Below are 18,039 nucleotides of genomic sequence, written 5' to 3'. Positions count from 1 at the left end.
TGTGATACCTCTACTGTAAAGCATCACCCGCAGCCGAAACTATGGATTCGTCTTACGCCAATCTTAAACCTTCGTAAGGATATGTTCGGTGTCCCGCACCGCAAAAAAGGACGCCATGACATTTCATCAAAGCGCCCTCCCTCCCTCTGCGATTGTTAGACAGGCAGCCGTACCGGCCGCGCATCAAAAACGAACCTTACCGTCGTACCCTGTTCGGGCGCAGAATCGATTTCTACGCGGTGACCGAGCCGGCTGCACACCTCACGGACCAGGTACAGACCCATTCCCGTCGATTCGTGGTAGTTCCGGCCCGTACTTCCCGTGTAATAAGGCTCAAATACCCGCCCCAAATCCTCGGGCCGGATGCCCACACCTTGATCCGTGATTTCCAGAACCGTTTCGGCTTCGCGGCGGCTGGCCGCAAACACTACGCGCTCACCGCGGCCGGCCGAGTACGTGACAGCATTCGTGATGACTTGACCCAGCATGAAATGAAACCATTTGGCGTCCGAGTAGACGGCCAGCTCCTCATCGATCCGGATGTCCGGTACAAGACGATTGCGGATAAACCAGCGCCGGTTGTCGGCCACAGCCTCCTGGACGGCGGACCGGAGCGGAATGGCATCGACCCGAAAGTCATGCTCAAACCGGTCCAGCCGGGATGTATGCAGTGCCATCTCCAATCCCTTGCGCAGCTTGTCCAGCTCCTCCTGAAGGCTGCCCTCCACCTCGTCGTCGTCCAAATCCATATCCTGCAGGGTCAGCTGGATGACCGAGATCGGCGTCTTCATTTGGTGCACCCACCGGTTGATAAAAGCTGTGTGAAGCGCAAGCCGCTGCCTCGTATCATAGAGCTCATTCTGATACAGCTGAAATTGATTCTCCAGCAGCTCATGCAGCGCATCGGCGAGCGGGGTCTCCCCGATTTCGTTCTGGGATTGATCCAGCGTCCCGGCCGGCTCCGACAACCGCTGGTATAAGCGGCGGTGGCTCAGATACCTGTAGGTTAAATAAACGGTTAGTAGAACCGTAATCAGGACGGCGCTGTACAGGGAGATGGAGACGGAATGCGTATCCGATCCCAGCCAAAACAGCGTTCCGACCAGGATGATCTGCACGAGGTATACGATCAGAAGCGGGATGTGCTCTTTCAAAAACAGCCTCACGGCGTCTCCTCTCCCATGGTACGGAGCACATAGCCGGCTCCGCGCACCGTTTCGATCCGCTCCTCCATGTCCAGCTCCTTCAGCTTCTTGCGCAGCCGGGTCATATAGACGTTCAGCGTGTTGTCATCGACAAAGTGATGATCTTCCCACAGCAGATCCAGCAGGCGGTTGCGGCTGACGACACGGCCGGCCCGGTTCATCAACGCTTCAATCAGCATCGATTCCTTCTGCGTCAGCTCTACACTGGCGCCGGCCGATGACAGAATAAACCGTTCCGGATACAGCGTCAGTCCGCCCGGCTCCTCTACTTTACGCTCCTCCTGCCTGCCGGAGTAAGAGCCGTAGGCACGGCGAAGGCTGCTGCGGATTTTGGCCATCACCACTTCATAAGCAAAAGGCTTCGTTATATAATCGTCCGCCCCGTTCTCCAGCGCCATCACCTGGTCCATTTCACTGTCGCGCGCCGAAATGAACAGCACCGGGCATGTGGACACATGCCGGATCTGCCGGCACCAATAAAAGCCGTCAAACTTCGGAAGATTGACGTCCAGCAGAACGATATGCGGCTGGAAAGATTCAAACCGTTCCATCACCCGGTCGAAATCCTCCAACACCGCCGCCTCATACCCGTATTTCTCCACATGCGCCTTCAGCATGGAGGAGATTTTGGCGTCATCTTCGATAATGAATATACGAAACAAAACAATACCTCATTTCCTTTCCGCCGACGGCGGAAGATTCAGGGCAGGCTCGGATGCCGGCTCAGGCAGTTCCCCTGCCTGCGAGTCTTCGCCGATGCGCAGCTGCTGCATGGCAAACTCGCGGTACATGGCATGCGATTCGAACAGCTCCTGGTGCGTCCCGCTTCCTGTAATGCGGCCCTTCTCGATGAACAGGATCTGATCCGCATCAACGACGGTCGACAGCCGGTGGGCGATAACCAGCGTCGTCCGGCCCTTCATCAAGTTGTCGAGCGCCTTCTGGACGAACACCTCCGACTTGCTGTCGAGGCTCGAAGTAGCCTCGTCCATCATCAAAATTTGCGGGTCCCGCAGCAGCGCCCGGGCGATCGAAATCCGCTGGCGCTGGCCGCCGGACAGCTTCACCCCGCGTTCGCCGACTTCCGTGTCATATCCGTCCGGCAGCTCATGAATAAAAATATCGGCATACGCCATATGCGCCGCCCGTTCCACCTCCTCGTCCGTCACTTTCCGGTCCAGCCCGTAACAAATATTGTCGCGGATCGTGCCGGAAATGATCGGGCTCTCCTGCGGTACATATCCGATCCGGCTGCGCCAGGAATGCAGCGAGAAAGATTCGATATTTTCCCCGCCGATACGGATGGTGCCTCCGGTCGGCTTGTAGAAGCGCTCGATCAGGGAGAACAGCGTCGTTTTCCCGCCTCCGCTCGGTCCGACCACGGCCGTCACCTTGCCGGGCTCCAGCGTGAAGTTAAGTCCGTGCAGCACGCCCTCGCCATCACCACTGTAGGCAAACGTCAAGTTTTCCGCTTCGATGGGCTGAGCCGCGTCGGTCAGTGTGCGGCCCTGCAGCACGTCCTCCTGCTCATCCTCCAGAATGGAGACGATGCGTTCTGTCGCCCCCACGGATTTTTGCAGCTGCGTGAAAAAAGCCGTAATCTGGTTCACCGGCATGACAATTTGGAACAGGTACAGAATAAATGCCACGAGCTCCCCGGCGGTCAGCGCCCCGCTGGATACGCGCATGCCGCCGTATCCGATAATGACGACCAGCAGGCCCATCATGACCAGCGAAATGACCGGGCCGATGAACGCCTGCACTTTGCCCTCGCGGATGCCGAGCGACAGCAGGCTCTCAATGGAACTCCGCCCAACACGCTCTTCGCGGTCTTCGGCGTTCGAGGCTTTGACCAGCCTGATCTCGGACAGCACCTGGTTCAGCACCGCTGTGAACGAGGCGGTCTCATCCTGCATTTTCCGTGAAATATTCAGCATTGTCCGGCCGAGCGGCACCAGCACCGCCGAAGCCACCGGGATGGCGGCGAGCATGATCAGCGTCATCTGCCAGTCCATCAGCAGCAGAATGATGATCGAACCGATCATAGAGATGATGCCGTTAAAAAATCCGGTCACATGCTCGGATACGAGCGATTTCAGCACCGCGGTATCATTGGTCATCCGGCTCACGGTATCCCCGGTCCGGTTATTGTCATAGTAAGGGATGGTGAGCGTCAACAGCTTCTTCCACAGCCTGTCGCGGAGCTTGGCCACCACCTCCTGCCCCAGCCGGTTCAGCAAGTAGATCGAGACGCCGCCGGCAATCGCCTGCAGGACAAACGTCACGACCAGCAGCACGATCTGCTCCGGACGGATCGACTCCACAGAGAAGCTGTCCACCAGATTTTTCGTAAAATACGGGACGATCAGGCTGACCAGCGTGGAAATGACGCTCAGCACCGAAGCCACAGCGAGCAGCCATTTCGACGGCCTCGTCTGCATGACGAGGCGGATGAACGCCTTCCAGTCTCCTTTGGGGGCGGCCGCTTCTTTCGAAGCCCCGCCGATTGCAGATTGATGTTCCGTCATCGTAACACCGCTTCCTTTACATGATATGGTCCAGATCCATTTTCTATAGTTATACCGCCCGGGTCGTTCTTGTCAAATTCAGGCGCGTCCACCCGTGTATACGTTACTCCCCCCTTGCGGGTTTCGCTCCTCCCGCCCGCGCTTCATCGGCGAGCCAGCTTCGGGCGCAATCGATCATTTTCCGCGTGGCCGGAGAGACGTTCCTCGTCGCGTTCAAGGCGATCCCCAGCGACCGGCAGCTTCCGTCCTCCAGCTCCAGTGCTACCACCTCGTTCCGCCTGCCCCGCAGGATCATTTCCGGTAAAATGCTGATGCCAAGTCCGTTCTCCACCATGGCCACGATCGCATAATCGTCGGCTGCCCGGAACTTGACCGGCGGTTTGATCCTGCCTTTGCGCAATACCCGCCGAACATCGTAATCGCTGCCTTCCTTCGGCATGATGAAGGGCTCGTTGGCAATGTCGCCAAACCGTATGCAGGGCTCTTTTTCCAGGCGATGGCCCGGGGGAAGGATGCACAGCATCCGGTCCAGCTTTAACGGGATGACCTCAAACGAATCGAGGGTGGGCATCGACACAAACCCGAAGTCAATTTCACCGCTGAGCAGCCATTCCTCGATCTCATGGTAGTCCCCTTCATACAAGTTCACTTCGATCCGGGGATGGCTGGCCAGGAAATCGCGGATAATCCCCGGGAGCCACTGCACCGAAATGCTGGTAAAGGTTCCGATCCGGATCGTGCCGGTTTCCAGCCCGTTAATGGCCGCCACTTCCTGCTTCAGCCGCTCCTGCACCTGCAGCATTTCCCGTACGAATGCAAGCACGCGTTCCCCGTTATCGGTCAGACGGACGCCGGAACGGTTTCGCGTAAGGATCGAAAAGCCGAACTCCGTTTCCAGACTGTGAACGGCATGGCTGACACCGGACTGGGTCAAACCCAGCGCCTCGGAAGCCCTTGTCAGGCTGCCAAGCTCTACCACTTTATGAAACACTTCATACTTAAACAGGCTCACCTTCGCCACCCTTTTTTCATTAAATTCATTCATACTTCACATTCAAAACATTCAATTTTCTTATTCAAAGATACCACGTATACTGGATCAGGCGAAAGCTGTTGTTCAAGTTTGATCGTGTAAAGGCAGGGTCTCACATTCCATGAAACCTTTTAAAGCAAATGTCGTGATTATGATCGTCACCCTTTTTTGGGGCTCTTCCTATCTGTTCATGAAAATGGGGCTGGATTCGGTTCAGCCCTTCAACCTGATCGCCCTCCGGTTCGGGCTGGCGTTCATCGCCGCCGGCGGCCTCTTCGCAGGCCGGCTTCGCCGCAATACGGACGCCTCTGTATTGAAACATGCCTCGCTTTTAGGCTTCATCCTGTTCGGCGTGTTTGCCTCCATTATGCTTGGGCTTCAAGGAACGTCCACATCCAATGCGGGCTTTTTGATGAGCCTGACGGTCATCTTCGTGCCGGTTCTGTCGGCCGTATTCGGTAAAAGCATGCCAAGCAAGCGGCTCGTCCTGGGCGTTCTGCTGGCGATGACCGGGATCGGTCTGCTCACGCTGCGGCCCCAGTCCGGCATCGGCTTCGGAGACCTGTGGTGCATCCTTGGGGCCCTGCTGTTCGCCGTCCACATGATGCTGACGGGCCGTGCAGCCAAAACATCGCCGGATCCGCTCTGCATCGGCATTTGGCAGCTCGGCTTTGCCGGGGCGTTCGGGCTCGTCTTCACGGTGCTGTGGGAGACCCCGCGCCTGCCCGGCAGCATCTCCGGCTGGGTGGCGGTGCTGGCGCTCAGCCTCGTGTGCAGCGCGCTTGGCTTTATCCTACAGACCATGGCTCAGCAGTATACGACCGCAACCCAAGCAGGCCTCATTTTTGCGCTGGAGCCGGTCGTGGCCGCCGTCTTTGGCCTGCTGTTCATGAACGAAACGCTGTCCGTCCAAGGATATGCAGGCGCCGGTCTCGTTCTGCTCGGCGTAGCCCTGTCCGAGCTTAACGTCAGCAGACTGCTGGGCCGGAAGAAGCAGCCGCGCCGCGAGGCTGCCGGATGAAATGTCCGTACATACTTTAGCAAAAGTATTTTTCTTGCAATATCAGGAAGCCATGGCTCTGGAGGTTGTACTTTCTGATATTACAAAAAAGGCGCCCCTCTCATCAGAGACGGCGCCTTTTATTCATTTACATATGAACCCGGTCCCAAGCCACACTGGCAGCTTATACCTCAGTTTTACGCACGCATCAGCGCAAGTGTAGGCGTTCCGCTCGAAACGTCAACGAACATCACGTAGTTATTACCGTCCGTGCCCTTGAGCACAAGCCCTGGCTGGCCCGGCAAGATCGCCGGATAGAAACGGACCTGCTGCGAGGTAAAACCTCCTGCCGGCACAGTCGATTGGGACTGCGTGACCATACGAAACAACGCGCTAACCGTACTGCCGGCACCGATATTGCCGGATACCGTTTGGCTGCCGTTCACCTGCAAGGAGCCAGCTATCGTCTCGTTCCCCATCACGTTAAAATTTTGCATGACCGTTTCATTGCCGTTCACCTGCATATCCGTTCCGATGGTGGCATTACCGTTAACCTGCATGTCCTGCTCAATCGTTGCATTTCCCGTCACCTGCATGCTATCAAATGTTGGCATATCTCTCATTCCTTTCCCTGAAGATAGAATAGTATATGCCAAGCTTGTCATTGAAGCCCCGTGCTATTGACTCAACAATTCTTCTACTCTGACACAGTAGCTCAGGCTTCATCCTTTCCTAGCATGCGGTGATTGATTCTATTTCAAGCCGTATTTGCCCAGAAGGCTGCGGGCGTCCTTATTGATCCGGTCCACATCCGGCCCATTTGCCGGTTTGTCGGTAAGTCCATAAGCCCTCTTCAGCTTAAGAACGGCGTATACCCGGTCATTGAGCACTTCTTCGGAGATCGTCCCGTTTTTTACTGCGTCCTTCAGTGCCTGGATGGCCTCCTTCTCCTTGGCATAATCATGCCCGATGAGAATGATGTTCCCGCCCGCAAGGATGGCCCCGACCGATGCCTTGCCGATGCTGTAATTTTTATCGATTGCCCCCATCGTCATGTCGTCCGAGATGACGACCCCTTTGAACCCAAGCTCTTTGCGGAGCAGGTCCGTAATGACGGTTTTGGAGAAGGAGGCCGGGTGGTCCGGATCCAGCTTCGGCATAAGCAGATGCGCGATCATGACGACATCCGCCTGGTCCTTCACCGCCGCCTGGAACGGCACGAGCTCGAGCTTCCGCAATCTCGCCAGGTCATGGTTCACGACAGGCAGACCGATGTGGGAGTCAACGGACGTATCGCCATGCCCCGGGAAATGCTTCACGACCGGCACCACATGCTCCTCACGGATTCCCTCCATCGTAGCTCTACCGAGCCTGGCAACCCGTTCGGCGTCATCACCGAAGGAACGGTCCCCGATCACGGGATTGTCCGGATTGCTGTTGACGTCCAGCACCGGCGCAAAATCCATGTTCAGCCCGAATCCGGCCAGCTCCCGGCCGAGGATCTGCCCGATGCCATGGGATAACTCCGTGCTGTTCTTCCTTCCGATAGCGAGGTTTGTCGGCATGTCGACGAATTCATCCGGCATCCGGGACACCCGTCCGCCTTCCTCGTCCACGCTCATCCACAGCGGAACGGGATTGTCCTGGTTGTCTTTTTTGAGGCCGTTGAACAGGCTCAGCGCCTGCTTCGTGCTGTCAATATTGTTTTTGTAGAAAATAAATCCGCCGACATAATACTTCTGCACGAGCTCGCGGGTCTCTGCACTTGTGGCGGTCCCGTCCATACCCACCAGCACGAGCTGGCCGATCTTCTCTTCGGTCGTCAGCTGGTTCAGCTGCTTAAGGACCGGATCGTCCGCTGTTGTATTTGTGTCACCCGGATTCGATCCGTCTGGACCCGTATCCTTGCCGCTGCCTCCGTCTCCATTGGACGTGCTCTCTGGGGGATTGGACGAATCTCCGCCTTGATTCGCAGAAGAATTCGGCTCACCGTTCCCTCCGGCGGTCCCCTCTTGCCCCGTTGCGTCATGTTGTCCGTTTGCACCCGTTTGTCCAGATGCGTTATTCCCTCCGTGATTTAAAGAGCAGCCGGATGCGAGCATGATCGACATCACGCATGCCAAGCTGATTCGAAGCAGTCTATACAAAGCCTTCACACCCTTCTTTTTCTCGGTATGATCTTCCTGTTTGTTCATCTTTAACCTCGGGCACAGAAATATACATGCTTAGGATTCACCTTATATGCCTGCTGTAATAATGCCCCACCAAATTTTTACGGCGGTGGCTGCGATCAGGACGGCGAGGGCGATTCTCAACGACTTGACGTTGAGGTGGCGGCTGACCATCGTCCCCACCGGTGCGCCAAGGATGCTCCCGAGCACGGTAAACAAGGTGGGCCACAGTGGGATATGCCCGCCGGCTATTTTCCCGGATACGCCGCCGATGGCTGAGATAAACACGATCGCCAGTGAGGAAGCCACCGTCACCCGCACCGGAATCCGCAGCATGGTCAGCATGATCGGAATCAGAATAAAGGAACCTCCGGCACCGACAATCCCGGAGACAACGCCCACCATCAAGGCGGAAACCGCGGAGATCCACGGGTTATACTGCACCGATGCCAGCTGCACTTCCCCCTGGGTGCCACGGCCGGGGATCATCATCAAGACGGCAGCAATCACGGCCAGCACCCCGTAAATAATATTGATGCTTGCACTGGGCAGATAAGCCGAGCCCAGGCTGCCTACCAAGCTGCCGATCAGAATACTCGCCCCCATATTCATGATCAGCCCTTTGTGCATCAGCGGCTTTTCTTTTTTGCTCTGTCTGAGAAAAGCCAGCATGCCTGCCAGGGAAGAGAAAAATACCTGGATCATGCTGATCGAGGAAACCTGCCGCGGGCTGAACGTCTCCACGCCAAAGAGTCCCGGCACATAGAGCAGCAGCGGGTAATTGATAATGGCTCCGCCGATGCCCAGCAGGCCTGAAAAAAAGGATCCTGCCAGCCCGATGATAAACATAACGATATGTCCTGCTAAATCCATCTACTACACACCTCTGGATGACTGAATAGTTCGCAGCAAAAAACTCAAAATTAACACTATACGAATGTAATATTAGCGTTTATAATAAACCCAAGTAAATCAATGGGAATAGGATGGTGAATAAGCTTGTTTGCGAAATTAAAAAGCTTGTTTGTAGACCGCTGCCCTTCATGCTCCGAGCCTTTGATTTCGAGCAAGGATCACCTGCGCGTCATCAAGAGCTGTCCGAATGACCATTATACGGAAGAGATTTACACCCATCTCCATGTGAGAATCGTTTACCATAAATGATGAATTGCCTACATTTCAGGCTCTAATGATGACGGCTGGATATCTCCCCCATGCGGGGTGACCCGGCCGTTTTTTTATTTTGCGGCGGCTTGTCCGCAGCGCGTTTATCATAACACACTTGACCTTGCCGAAGAAACCGATTGGAGAGACAACCCCCCGCCCCGCTGGTATAATAGAACAATATTCCATTCAAGATATTATCATCGAATTAAGGCGGTGTTTTTATTGAGCGTACTAGTGAACAAAGCTTGGGTGCTTGCCCGGATGTACGAGCCCGACGTGACGATCGTCGACTGCCGGTTCATGTTGGGACAGCCCGATGCCGGAAGGATTTCCTATGAGGAGAGCCATATTCCTGGAGCGGTATTCCTTGACTTGGAAAAGGATTTGTCTTCCTCTGTCAGTGAGCATGGCGGCCGCCATCCCCTACCCGATACCGGCCAGCTTGCCGCAAAGCTGGGAAAAGTCGGCATCAACCGGGAAACCCGGGTCATCGCTTATGACGATCAAGGCGGGCTGTACGCTTCGCGTCTGTGGTGGCTGCTGAGCTACATGGGTCATGAGACGGTGTTCGTCATGAACGAAGGCTTCAGTGCATGGAAGGATGCAGGCTACCCCGTCAGCAAGGACCAGCCGGTTCGGGTCCCCACAACCTTCACGGCTGATGTGCATCCTGAAATGCTCGTAAACCTGGAAGACGTCCGCCAGGCGATGAAGGATCCATCGATCGTTATCCTGGATTCCCGTGAATCCTCCCGATACCTGGGTCTGAACGAGACGATCGACCATACCGCTGGCCATATTCCCGGCGCCAAGAACAAGTTTTGGAAGGGCGTCCTGCAGGACAACGGGGAATGGAAATCCCTCGATGAGCTCAAAGAGTACTATAAGGACGTGCCGAAGGACCATGAAATTATCGTCTACTGCGGTTCAGGCGTGTCGGCCTGTCCGAATGTCCTTGCCTTGACCGAGCTCGGATACCCGGATGTCCGGCTGTACGCCGGCAGCTGGAGCGACTGGATTTCGTACAGCGAAAATCCGATTGCTACGGGGGAAGAGTAAAAGCCGGGAAGCCGTGTCGGACGCGGGTTTGGGGGCTGTGACAGGTTGCCGATGGGCAGGCTGTTGCGGCCCTCTTTGGCGTTCTCCGGCAGTAAGCTGCAATCCATAAGCCGGGCTAAAATTTAAAAAGACTCTTCGCTACCCCGTATCTTATTATGGATTTTTATCGTTATTAGATTGAAAATCAGGTTAAAGGAGAGTGCTTATCTTTGGAAAAAATCATCGCTTATGTATCCGGCATTTTTATTCCGGTGACCGACATTACACGTTCAGAGGAATGGTACGTTCGAATGTTCGGTCTGGAGACGATTGAAAAGACCGATGATCGGGTCGGGCTCGCCTTCCCTAACGGCCAAACCTTGGTTTTGTTATGGAAAGTGGAAAAACCGCAGCCTGTCCAATTTGATACCGGTAAAGAAATGATGCCATACTTCAATTTCACTTCGTATGATATTAACCATTCGTATAGCCAGCTTAAGGCGAAAGGAGCGGAATTAAGCGAAATCCACGAAGAGGATGGGTACAGGTTTTTCAAAGCATTCGATCTGGACGGAAATCCCGTGGATATTGTGGAAGAAACGGGGCAAACGCCGTATTTTACTCACAAGAATAATATAAGGAAGCAGCAATAGTGACGCAGGGAGATCACTTAACAGACGCAGGATATGAGACATTTGCTAAAATGACGCTTCCGCTGCAAAGCGATCTGAAACGATATTGTCTGGCTAAGGCCGGTTCGGCGTGGGATGCGGACGATTTGCTCCAAGAGTCGCTTATTAAAGCTTATCGTTGGTATACCCGGTTCCCGAATAGAGAAATAACGAAGCCATTTTTGTTTCGAATTGCTGCCAACGCTTGGGTGGATATATGCCGCAGCCGCAAATGGGAGCCGCAGGTCGGACCACTCGAAGAGCATTTAATCGGTTCCTATGATGAATGGAGTAAGTGGGATGTCCGTGAGGCGCTCGAACTGCTGTCCGATCGGCTCGAACCCAAACAGGTCGTTCTGATTTTGCTGATCGACGTATTTCACTTTACCGCAAAGGAAACGGGAAGGCTGTTCGGACAATCCGAGGGTTCGGTGAAGGCGGCTCTGAGGCGGGCAAGGACGAGGCTGAAAAAGACCGTTGAACGCAATCCCGAATATTGGGATGATTCCGTGCTTACAGCTCCGCGTGGCGGACTGAGCATCGAGGTTTTCGAAGCGTTGGTCGAAGGTTTTCGCCGTGCGGATCCCTATGCGATATTCCGCTCGTATCAGACGTTGATTGACGATGGCGCGGTGGTTGACCGGATCGAGCTGCGCGGCAATTCGCTCTATTTTACGATCATCGATCCCGACGGCAACGTATTGACGATCACTGAGAAATTGAAATGGCAAGACGATAAGTATCATTCGAAATCCTAGAGGTGATTGCGTTGCTCGAAATGCTGCAGCAACAATACGATTGGATCCGATCCGTTAGACAAAACATGTTTGCGTTCTTGGAAGAGCTGCCTCCTCAAATTTTGCATCAACCCGTTCCCGAATTTGGGCGTGGAACGATCATTCGAACCCATCTTCATGTCGTTGACTGCTATCGGTGGTGGTTGGGATCTTTCGCGTTTATGAAGAGAAACGAGCATAGGGATATTTCCATAACAGATATTGAACGCGCCGATGTGAAGTACGTCCGTGAACGATTTACGGATGCGGATGAACTCGTGCAGCGGTTCATAAGTGAATATCGCGATCGCTGGAATGAACCGATCAAGCAGGACGAAAGCTGGCGGGGTTACCCGAAGGCTCCTACTCCTTTGCTGCTGTTAACTCATACGGAGACTCACGAATTTCATCACAAAGGCCAAATCGTATCCATGGCAAGGCAACTGGGCTGCCCGCCTCCAGCTGATGACCGATTAGGCGGACTTTTCACCTGATTCGACAAATCGGATACAAAGCTGCGACCGTTTTTCGGTATTCACCGGGGAACGGTCGTTTAGTTTCTACGTTTTGATTTGTTCACGACCAGATCATCAACCATTTCAGGCGGTTTGAAACTGTTTTGTATACACCATTCCTTGCTGAAATTTGGTAAAATGACAGGAAGAGGTGAAATGCAATGAAAAGCAGAAGATTTATGCAGCCCCTGACTTCCCCGATTCACTTCCATACCGCGATGATTGAGCAAACGCCTGTTGCCGTTTTTTTGGGCCAGGAGATGATCGGCAGCGGGAAGATCGTTCAAATCACCGATTACATCGTGAAAATCGGTAACGAATTTTATGTGCGCGATGCCTGCACGTTTAAATATGCGGTCTAATCCATGTGAAGAACCTTATGGGCTAACATCTGATAAAACGTTTCTCACGTAACGTTGTCCAAGCATTGCCAATAAACCGTGAGCAATCATAGAATAGCTTGTTGAAAGGATGTATTGATTTGATCAAACTTAAAAATCTTTCCGTATCCCTTGTCCTGAGCGCTGCACTGTCGGCTGCGGCGATCTGGCCCATCTCTCCTTCGGTACAAGCAGCGCCGGCCAAAGAATGGCTGCAAATTTCGGATACAACCACCTATTACGGTGAAGTCAGCGGTGACAAGCCTAACGGCAGGGGAACGATGAAATGGGGCGACAGCAAACAATATTCCGGGGAGTTCGTGAACGGCCAGCGCGAAGGCAAAGGGAAGTACATCAACGAGTACGCCGTTGACGGCGAAAGCCACAAAGTCGTTTATAACGGAGAATGGAAGCAGGACCGGATGAACGGCACCGGCACGCTGACCCACAAAGTCATCCAGGAAGATGGTGCGGTCCGCTCGAATGAAATCCAAACGGGTGCTTTCGGCGGCGGCGTGCAGACGAGCGGATATGATGTCATTCATGCCCTGGCCGATCCGGACTTCTACTTTGCGTACAAATCGCCGCAGGAACAGCTCGTCATCATGGGAAGCGCTGACCATCTCAAAGCGTCGCTCAAAAGCGGCAGCCTGTTCAGCGCAGAGTACCGCAGCGGCACGATCCACAAGAGCTACTCGGTCTTCCCTGCGGATACGGCGGCAGAACAGCGTATAAACGAAGCTAGCCTCAAATATTTGCAAAGCATTCAGCCAAAGCTGAACCCGCATCTGGAGCAATTCGAGCGGCTGGCCGGGCAGGTCCCCCTGAAATAAGGATGACCGAATAATCGTCATTGCGGTTCAAATCTGCATGACCAGGCATGGATTCGATAAGGAGAAGTATATGAAATATATTAAAGATTGTCCCGAACCCGGCATGGGCACCTGGTATTTCGAGATTGACCCGCAGGGTGTTGCTTACCGCCAGCTCGTCATCGAGGATGACGGCAAGCGCATCGCTTCGAACCGGAAAGACGGAGACTATCATTTTATGCTGGCCGAGCAGCCGATCGATACATCTGAAGCCGGGTTGATCTTTATCACCCAGGAAGAATTCGAGGGGGTTTGGTCCGCTTCCCTTAAGTCCACGGGCGAGCTGTGGCAGCGCCAGAAGACGCTGCACCCCGTAGGACAAAGGGTCGAGGGCGCCATCGAAGCCTTTTTCCCGCAGGGAACACTCATTACGCTTGCGAACACCGGAGCAGTAGGATTAGCTGACACCGGGGAGCTGAAGTTGTCCGGAAAGCCGCATTGGATGTACCCGCGGCACGTCGTTCAAGCCGTTGTGAAGGGGTATGACGAAGTTAACCAGTGGATTGTGCTTGGTCAGGCTTCCGTTCTGGAACGGAGAACCGATCAACATCCAGAACAATCACCAAACTAAAAGGAGAGCCCGCGGCTCTCCTTTTTATAAGATATAAACACTGTAAAAACAGCTATAAATAAGGACCGAAGAAGTACTCCAGTTTCTCCCGAGAATACCCGTCTTCCCCGCGCCAGCAGGCAACGGAATTGAAATCGGTGCCCCGTCCCCGTTCTTTGCGGTAAAAATCTTTGGTTTCCAAAATGCCTGCGTAACCCCAGATCTCCATGACCTGATCCCGTTCATGCGAATTGGAGGGGAACACGTCCTTCCACCTTTTCTCGAGCTGCCGGGCGGCATCCTTGTCACCACAGGCCTCAATCCCGTGGATCATCCCCTTCAGCATATCCACGTCTTCTTCCCGCACCGGGAACGGATCCTCCTCACGGCTCAGGCATAACAGATCCAGCCAGCAGTAAACGAGCCAATTGTGGCGGACGCCTCCCCATTTGATCCGTTCGAAATTAAGCACGTTCAGGTCTTCGCCGGCATATTCCTCTTGGGACATCAGCATGCCGTCATCGCAGAAAAAGCACTCACTGTACCGGGGGATATCGGCGACACGCATACGGAAAGTATGAGAGGGTAAATGGCGGGTCAACATCCAGCTTGATAAAGCGCTGCGCAGATGAACTTTCCGGGTGGAAAGGCTATGCAAAAACGCAGCAGCCACCCGCTCCTTCGTCACGTTATGCTCATGCAGATGAATGATCCGCCGGATCAGCTCATCATGCGACACGGTGAGCGGATCGAACATCAGCCCCTTGCTTTTGGCGTACTCAAAATCCTCAGCCGATAACATAAGACTTCCGCGTCTCCAGCCTCCCGATTGCCAGTACGTATTCGTTAATATTTTTTTGGCTTTCGCATCCATGCAGGCGGATCCCCCTCCTGTTCAGTAACAAATTCAGCCCGAACTCCTCGCAGCCTGCCAGGCCTCCGTTACAGGCGCTGGTGCCTTGCTGCTCGATTCGCCGCTGCCTTCATGCACCCAGAGCGGCGGGTAATAAGCGAAAACCTTGCCGTCTCATTTCTTCTTGCCAGCCTTCCCATCGGAACGACGGATAGAACAGCCCCAAATCGCCTTCGGCAAGCCAGTTCAAAAAACCGGAGTAGGCAAGCTCAGTAGATCCCCACTCCAATGTTTCGGGCGCAAAATAATATACATGACCGGTTTGCCCGAAGCGCCCCGTGTCCAACGCAAAAAAGCCTCCGGCTGCATCGTATGCGACGACGAGCATTCCTTCAAGAGCGGTCCGGTCGCTGTCGTCCTTCAGCCCGTTCCAGTCCGTCAGGCTGCCGAAGATTCCGGCACCTCCCGAGCCGAGCAGCCTGATCCAACCGTGGTCAAACAGGATGCCTCCGGTCCGATACGCGACGGTACCCAAATATGACCGGGTGCTGACCTGCAAACGGTACAGCGTGTCATCCGCCGCTCCCGGGTCACTGGATACGATGCTGTATTCATTACAACCGTCAGCCAGCAGCTGCTGAACTTCGTCCCAAGCGTCCCGTTCGGAACCGGCCAGCTCCTGAACCGTTACCTTGTCCATCATTCTCCTCCTATCGTCAGCCTTCTGTGCCAGCGAAATCTCTTCAAGCCTGGGTCCCACCCCCAGAATCAAATGAGCTTCGCGCCTACTTTCTCTTTCAGGCTTTCGGCAAGCCTGCGCCATTTCCGGCCATCTTCCGAGGCTGCCGCTTCGGCTTCTTCCATGCCAAGCCAGTAATCGGCATCCAGCAGCTCATACATATCCAGCATTGTGATCTCGGCACACTCCGGATTTTCCAGGGCAGCGATCATCGGATCAGGCCCATCGTCCCAGTTGTAGCCATTCACCACGGCATGAAGCAGCACCGGCGAGGATAACCCGCGGATCCGGACAGTGACCTCATCCAGCGACTCCTCATACAAAATACCGTCGATGGTCCTCTGCTCCTCATCGTTCAACGTGAGGCGTACCGCCCCGTCCGTATCAGCGAGCAAATCGGCCATGGCCTTGTCCATTCTTGCCGCCTGCCAGGCCGTCCCCAAGATGCCGTGCGGAGAATTCAGCTGAGCGCCATTCGCGATCAGCAGCTTGACCGTCTCCGGCTGCTTGAACTTCACCGCTTTTTTGAGCGCCGTATCGCCCAGCTTGTCTTCCGCTTCCAGGTCGACGTCTTTCTCGAGCAGCAGCTTAATGCCGTCCACAGGCATCCGGTTGGTGATAAAAAGCATCAGCGGCGTTCTTCCGCGGGCGTCCCGCTCGTTCGGGTCCAGCTGGTCCACCACCGCCCGGACTATCTTCAGGTCCTTGCTCTTGCTGGCCTCCGTCCATTCCAAATGATCGTCCCCTTTCTCAGGTATTGACTGGACTTATGGATACCATGCCAGCAACCGCTCCAGCTTTTCTTGCATCGGAGAAGTCTCTTTTCTCGCGGACTGCGCCAGCTTGGCGCGGGTTCCGAAAATCCGGTGCAGCACCGTTTCCCGCTCATAATCCTTTTTGGACTCCAGCTCACTCAGCAGAGCGTCCGCCAGATCCGGTGTATTGATAACGAAGGATTTCACCGGCTTGGCTGAATCGCTTCCTCCAAGCAGAATCGCCACAAGCACCGGCATCCGGTCGGGGGTCAGCCCGTGGGCTTCGATAAAAGCTTCGGCGTACCCGTCCTGAGCGGATTGGTGCTCCGTATCAACTATTTCCATGTACCGTCGCAGCAGCGGAAAATATTCCGTGCTCACGAGGCCTATTCCCAGAACGGCATAGGTTCCCGGCATGACCGACTTCTCCCCGGGTTCCACATCCTTATACCAGGCAAATTCCTCCATGGCTGTCTCGGCATACTTGGCAATCAGCGGATGCAGGCCAGGATACCGGAGCGCGCCGGCAAAAAAACGGTGCAGCTGCGATTTAGCCAGCTTATTCAGCGGCAGATAGTGCTTGTCCTTTGATGGGCTCCTCAGGTTTAGTTTGTACTCTTTGGGAAACCCCTCCGAGAGCAGCCCCGTTATATACGTCAGCGCTTCCCGGTATGCGGCCTCTTCCTCCGCATGCAGGCGAATGTCGATCGTTTCCGTAACGTCGTTGGCGGCTGCCTGAATCGCGTTGCCTTCGAACCTGTGCTGGAAGCGCCCGCTGCCGTTTTTTATATAGCCGGCCGCCTTCTCCGAGCCCAGCTGAACGGCTAATTCCAGATACCGCGCCCGGAGCTCGGGCTCCCGGCGGCCGACCTTCAGCGCGGCATAGACGAAAAAGTCCAGCTCTTCCTCATTCACAACCACCCCGTCCGCTGCATCTTTGCGCTTCCAGTCTTGGCCGAAACTCCCGGTGCGCTCAAAATAACGGACCAAAAAACGCTCCTCCGCCCATTCCCGAAAGGCTGAAGTATATTGAGAGACCCACCCGAGCAGCCGGTCCGGATTCGAACCGTGCTTCTCCTCCAACCGCCCAATCAGCGGCTCTAATTGTGCCTCTCGCTGTTCAAACAGATCGGAATTGAGCAGATGACGGGCAAAGAAGAACTCGTCCAATTCCTTGGGACGTACCGGCAGATCCCGCAAAACTTTGGACTGGATAAAGCCTTCGAGCTCCTGTTTCTGAGCCGCGAGCTTGTCCTCATCGATCAAAACTTCGGTGAACGTGCTTAATCCCTCTTCCCTCTCCATTTCGAGCACGATTTCGAAGCGGTAATCGAAAAACCTGGGGCCGTAAGTCCCGGCGCTCATCGCTTCCGCAAGCCGTGTCCGCAATGCAGGAAGCCACTCCCCGGTGATCAAGTCGTCGGTGATATCGCATATGTAAGGCCCGGCATTTAGCCGGTACGAGGAGTCGGACCAATCAAAGGGCCGGTCCAGATCGATGCTGATTACGCCGTATCCGTCGCCGGCTTTGCGATTGCTCCAGGCCACGCCAAGATAATCCTTGATGCCCGCCTGAAGCCTGCTGACTTCCTTGATCTCACGGATACGCTTGCTTTCTTTCTCATAAATCCCGCTGATCAGGGACCACACCTCATCCAAAAACAACTGTACGCTCGCGTTCAATCGTTTCCCCTCCCGAATTTCTTAAGCCATGTCATAAGAAAAACATCTATCGACGTACTTTCAAAGAAGACAGACCGCGTCTAAAGGTAATTTTTCTTGCAAT

19 protein-coding genes are annotated in these 18,039 nt (G+C 54.6%); 8 read left to right on the top strand and 11 right to left on the bottom strand.

Annotated elements, in window-relative coordinates; all coding sequences use genetic code 11:
* Positions 1-155: 155 nt before the first annotated feature.
* The 4 genes from ABID47_RS15150 to ABID47_RS15135 all read right to left on the bottom strand — a co-directional run bounded on the left by ABID47_RS15150 (position 156) and on the right by ABID47_RS15135 (position 4,745).
* Positions 156-1,166, bottom strand: a complete 1,011-nt coding sequence (locus ABID47_RS15150; protein ID WP_354497842.1) for a sensor histidine kinase — start codon at positions 1,164-1,166, stop codon at positions 156-158.
* Positions 1,163-1,867, bottom strand: a complete 705-nt coding sequence (locus ABID47_RS15145) for a response regulator transcription factor (RefSeq protein WP_354497840.1) — start codon at positions 1,865-1,867, stop codon at positions 1,163-1,165. Before ABID47_RS15145 ends, ABID47_RS15150 begins: the two co-directional genes overlap by 4 nt.
* A gap of 9 nt (positions 1,868-1,876) precedes the next feature.
* Complete coding sequence (locus tag ABID47_RS15140; RefSeq protein ID WP_354497838.1) at positions 1,877-3,733, bottom strand: ABC transporter ATP-binding protein; 1,857 nt, start codon at positions 3,731-3,733, stop codon at positions 1,877-1,879.
* 103 nt (positions 3,734-3,836) lie between these two features.
* Positions 3,837-4,745 (bottom strand): LysR family transcriptional regulator, encoded by a 909-nt coding sequence (locus ABID47_RS15135; RefSeq protein ID WP_354498767.1) that lies wholly within the window; start codon positions 4,743-4,745, stop codon positions 3,837-3,839.
* A 142-nt stretch (positions 4,746-4,887) separates the two neighbouring features.
* Between ABID47_RS15135 and ABID47_RS15130 the strand changes: the two genes are divergently transcribed.
* The gene (locus tag ABID47_RS15130) at positions 4,888-5,787 is read left to right on the top strand and encodes a DMT family transporter (protein ID WP_354497836.1); all 900 of its coding nucleotides are present in this window, start codon (positions 4,888-4,890) and stop codon (positions 5,785-5,787) included.
* Positions 5,788-5,963: 176 nt separating this feature from the next.
* Here the strand turns inward: ABID47_RS15130 and ABID47_RS15125 are convergent, their stop codons facing one another.
* From ABID47_RS15125 to ABID47_RS15115, 3 genes are all read right to left on the bottom strand, one after another.
* Positions 5,964-6,380, bottom strand: coding sequence for a hypothetical protein (locus tag ABID47_RS15125; protein WP_354497834.1), 417 nt, complete (start codon positions 6,378-6,380; stop codon positions 5,964-5,966).
* Positions 6,381-6,518: 138 nt separating this feature from the next.
* Complete coding sequence (gene nagZ, locus ABID47_RS15120) at positions 6,519-7,961, bottom strand: beta-N-acetylhexosaminidase (RefSeq protein ID WP_354497832.1); 1,443 nt, start codon at positions 7,959-7,961, stop codon at positions 6,519-6,521.
* A gap of 42 nt (positions 7,962-8,003) precedes the next feature.
* Positions 8,004-8,810, bottom strand: coding sequence for a sulfite exporter TauE/SafE family protein (locus ABID47_RS15115; RefSeq protein WP_251674874.1), 807 nt, complete (start codon positions 8,808-8,810; stop codon positions 8,004-8,006).
* Positions 8,811-9,326: 516 nt separating this feature from the next.
* Between ABID47_RS15115 and ABID47_RS15110 the strand changes: the two genes are divergently transcribed.
* The 7 genes from ABID47_RS15110 (at position 9,327) to ABID47_RS15080 (ending at position 13,927) form a co-directional block, all read left to right on the top strand.
* Positions 9,327-10,163 (top strand): sulfurtransferase, encoded by an 837-nt coding sequence (locus tag ABID47_RS15110; protein WP_145946384.1) that lies wholly within the window; start codon positions 9,327-9,329, stop codon positions 10,161-10,163.
* Positions 10,164-10,372: 209 nt separating this feature from the next.
* Positions 10,373-10,795, top strand: a complete 423-nt coding sequence (locus tag ABID47_RS15105) for a VOC family protein (RefSeq protein WP_251674872.1) — start codon at positions 10,373-10,375, stop codon at positions 10,793-10,795.
* Positions 10,795-11,571 carry an RNA polymerase sigma factor gene (locus tag ABID47_RS15100; RefSeq protein ID WP_354497829.1) on the top strand — a complete coding sequence of 259 codons (777 nt, stop codon included), beginning with the start codon at positions 10,795-10,797 and terminating at the stop codon, positions 11,569-11,571. The genes ABID47_RS15105 and ABID47_RS15100 overlap by 1 nt, the downstream gene beginning before the upstream one ends.
* An 11-nt stretch (positions 11,572-11,582) precedes the next feature.
* A complete protein-coding gene (locus tag ABID47_RS15095; RefSeq protein ID WP_354497827.1) occupies positions 11,583-12,083 on the top strand; it encodes a DinB family protein in 501 nt (166 codons plus the stop codon).
* Positions 12,084-12,265: 182 nt separating this feature from the next.
* Positions 12,266-12,466, top strand: coding sequence for a hypothetical protein (locus ABID47_RS15090; protein WP_234489624.1), 201 nt, complete (start codon positions 12,266-12,268; stop codon positions 12,464-12,466).
* A gap of 119 nt (positions 12,467-12,585) precedes the next feature.
* Positions 12,586-13,317: an MORN repeat-containing protein gene (locus ABID47_RS15085; protein WP_251674866.1), complete on the top strand. Its 732-nt coding sequence runs from the start codon at positions 12,586-12,588 to the stop codon at positions 13,315-13,317.
* 70 nt (positions 13,318-13,387) lie between these two features.
* Positions 13,388-13,927, top strand: coding sequence for a hypothetical protein (locus ABID47_RS15080; RefSeq protein ID WP_354497824.1), 540 nt, complete (start codon positions 13,388-13,390; stop codon positions 13,925-13,927).
* A 52-nt stretch (positions 13,928-13,979) separates the two neighbouring features.
* On the opposite strand, the gene ABID47_RS15075 is transcribed toward ABID47_RS15080, so the two are convergent.
* The 4 genes from ABID47_RS15075 to ABID47_RS15060 all read right to left on the bottom strand — a co-directional run bounded on the left by ABID47_RS15075 (position 13,980) and on the right by ABID47_RS15060 (position 17,936).
* Positions 13,980-14,780: a hypothetical protein gene (locus tag ABID47_RS15075; RefSeq protein WP_354497822.1), complete on the bottom strand. Its 801-nt coding sequence runs from the start codon at positions 14,778-14,780 to the stop codon at positions 13,980-13,982.
* 109 nt (positions 14,781-14,889) lie between these two features.
* Entirely contained in the window at positions 14,890-15,459 is a 570-nt protein-coding gene (locus ABID47_RS15070) for a DUF2625 family protein (protein WP_354497820.1), read from the bottom strand.
* A 68-nt stretch (positions 15,460-15,527) separates the two neighbouring features.
* A complete protein-coding gene (locus tag ABID47_RS15065) occupies positions 15,528-16,232 on the bottom strand; it encodes a DUF4274 domain-containing protein (RefSeq protein ID WP_354497818.1) in 705 nt (234 codons plus the stop codon).
* Positions 16,233-16,265: 33 nt separating this feature from the next.
* The gene (locus ABID47_RS15060) at positions 16,266-17,936 is read right to left on the bottom strand and encodes a DUF6138 family protein (protein WP_354497816.1); all 1,671 of its coding nucleotides are present in this window, start codon (positions 17,934-17,936) and stop codon (positions 16,266-16,268) included.
* Positions 17,937-18,039: the final 103 nt, after the last annotated feature.

Origin of the sequence: Paenibacillus favisporus, from assembly GCF_040545415.1 — a bacterium.
Taxonomy (GTDB): domain Bacteria; phylum Bacillota; class Bacilli; order Paenibacillales; family Paenibacillaceae; genus Paenibacillus_AQ; species Paenibacillus_AQ favisporus.
This window is presented reverse-complemented; position numbering and strand designations above follow the sequence as displayed.

Bases quoted from the DNA above. Each gene is read 5' to 3' on its own strand.
- ABID47_RS15140 (WP_354497838.1), bottom strand. From the start codon at position 3,733: ATGACGGAACATCAATCTGCAATCGGCGGGGCTTCGAAAGAAGCGGCC.
- ABID47_RS15130 (WP_354497836.1), top strand. From the start codon at position 4,888: ATGAAACCTTTTAAAGCAAATGTCGTGATTATGATCGTCACCCTTTTT.
- ABID47_RS15125 (WP_354497834.1), bottom strand. From the start codon at position 6,380: ATGCCAACATTTGATAGCATGCAGGTGACGGGAAATGCAACGATTGAG.
- nagZ (WP_354497832.1), bottom strand. From the start codon at position 7,961: ATGAACAAACAGGAAGATCATACCGAGAAAAAGAAGGGTGTGAAGGCT.
- ABID47_RS15115 (WP_251674874.1), bottom strand. From the start codon at position 8,810: ATGGATTTAGCAGGACATATCGTTATGTTTATCATCGGGCTGGCAGGA.
- ABID47_RS15090 (WP_234489624.1), top strand. From the start codon at position 12,266: ATGAAAAGCAGAAGATTTATGCAGCCCCTGACTTCCCCGATTCACTTC.
- ABID47_RS15080 (WP_354497824.1), top strand. From the start codon at position 13,388: ATGAAATATATTAAAGATTGTCCCGAACCCGGCATGGGCACCTGGTAT.
- ABID47_RS15075 (WP_354497822.1), bottom strand. From the start codon at position 14,780: ATGGATGCGAAAGCCAAAAAAATATTAACGAATACGTACTGGCAATCG.
- ABID47_RS15070 (WP_354497820.1), bottom strand. From the start codon at position 15,459: ATGGACAAGGTAACGGTTCAGGAGCTGGCCGGTTCCGAACGGGACGCT.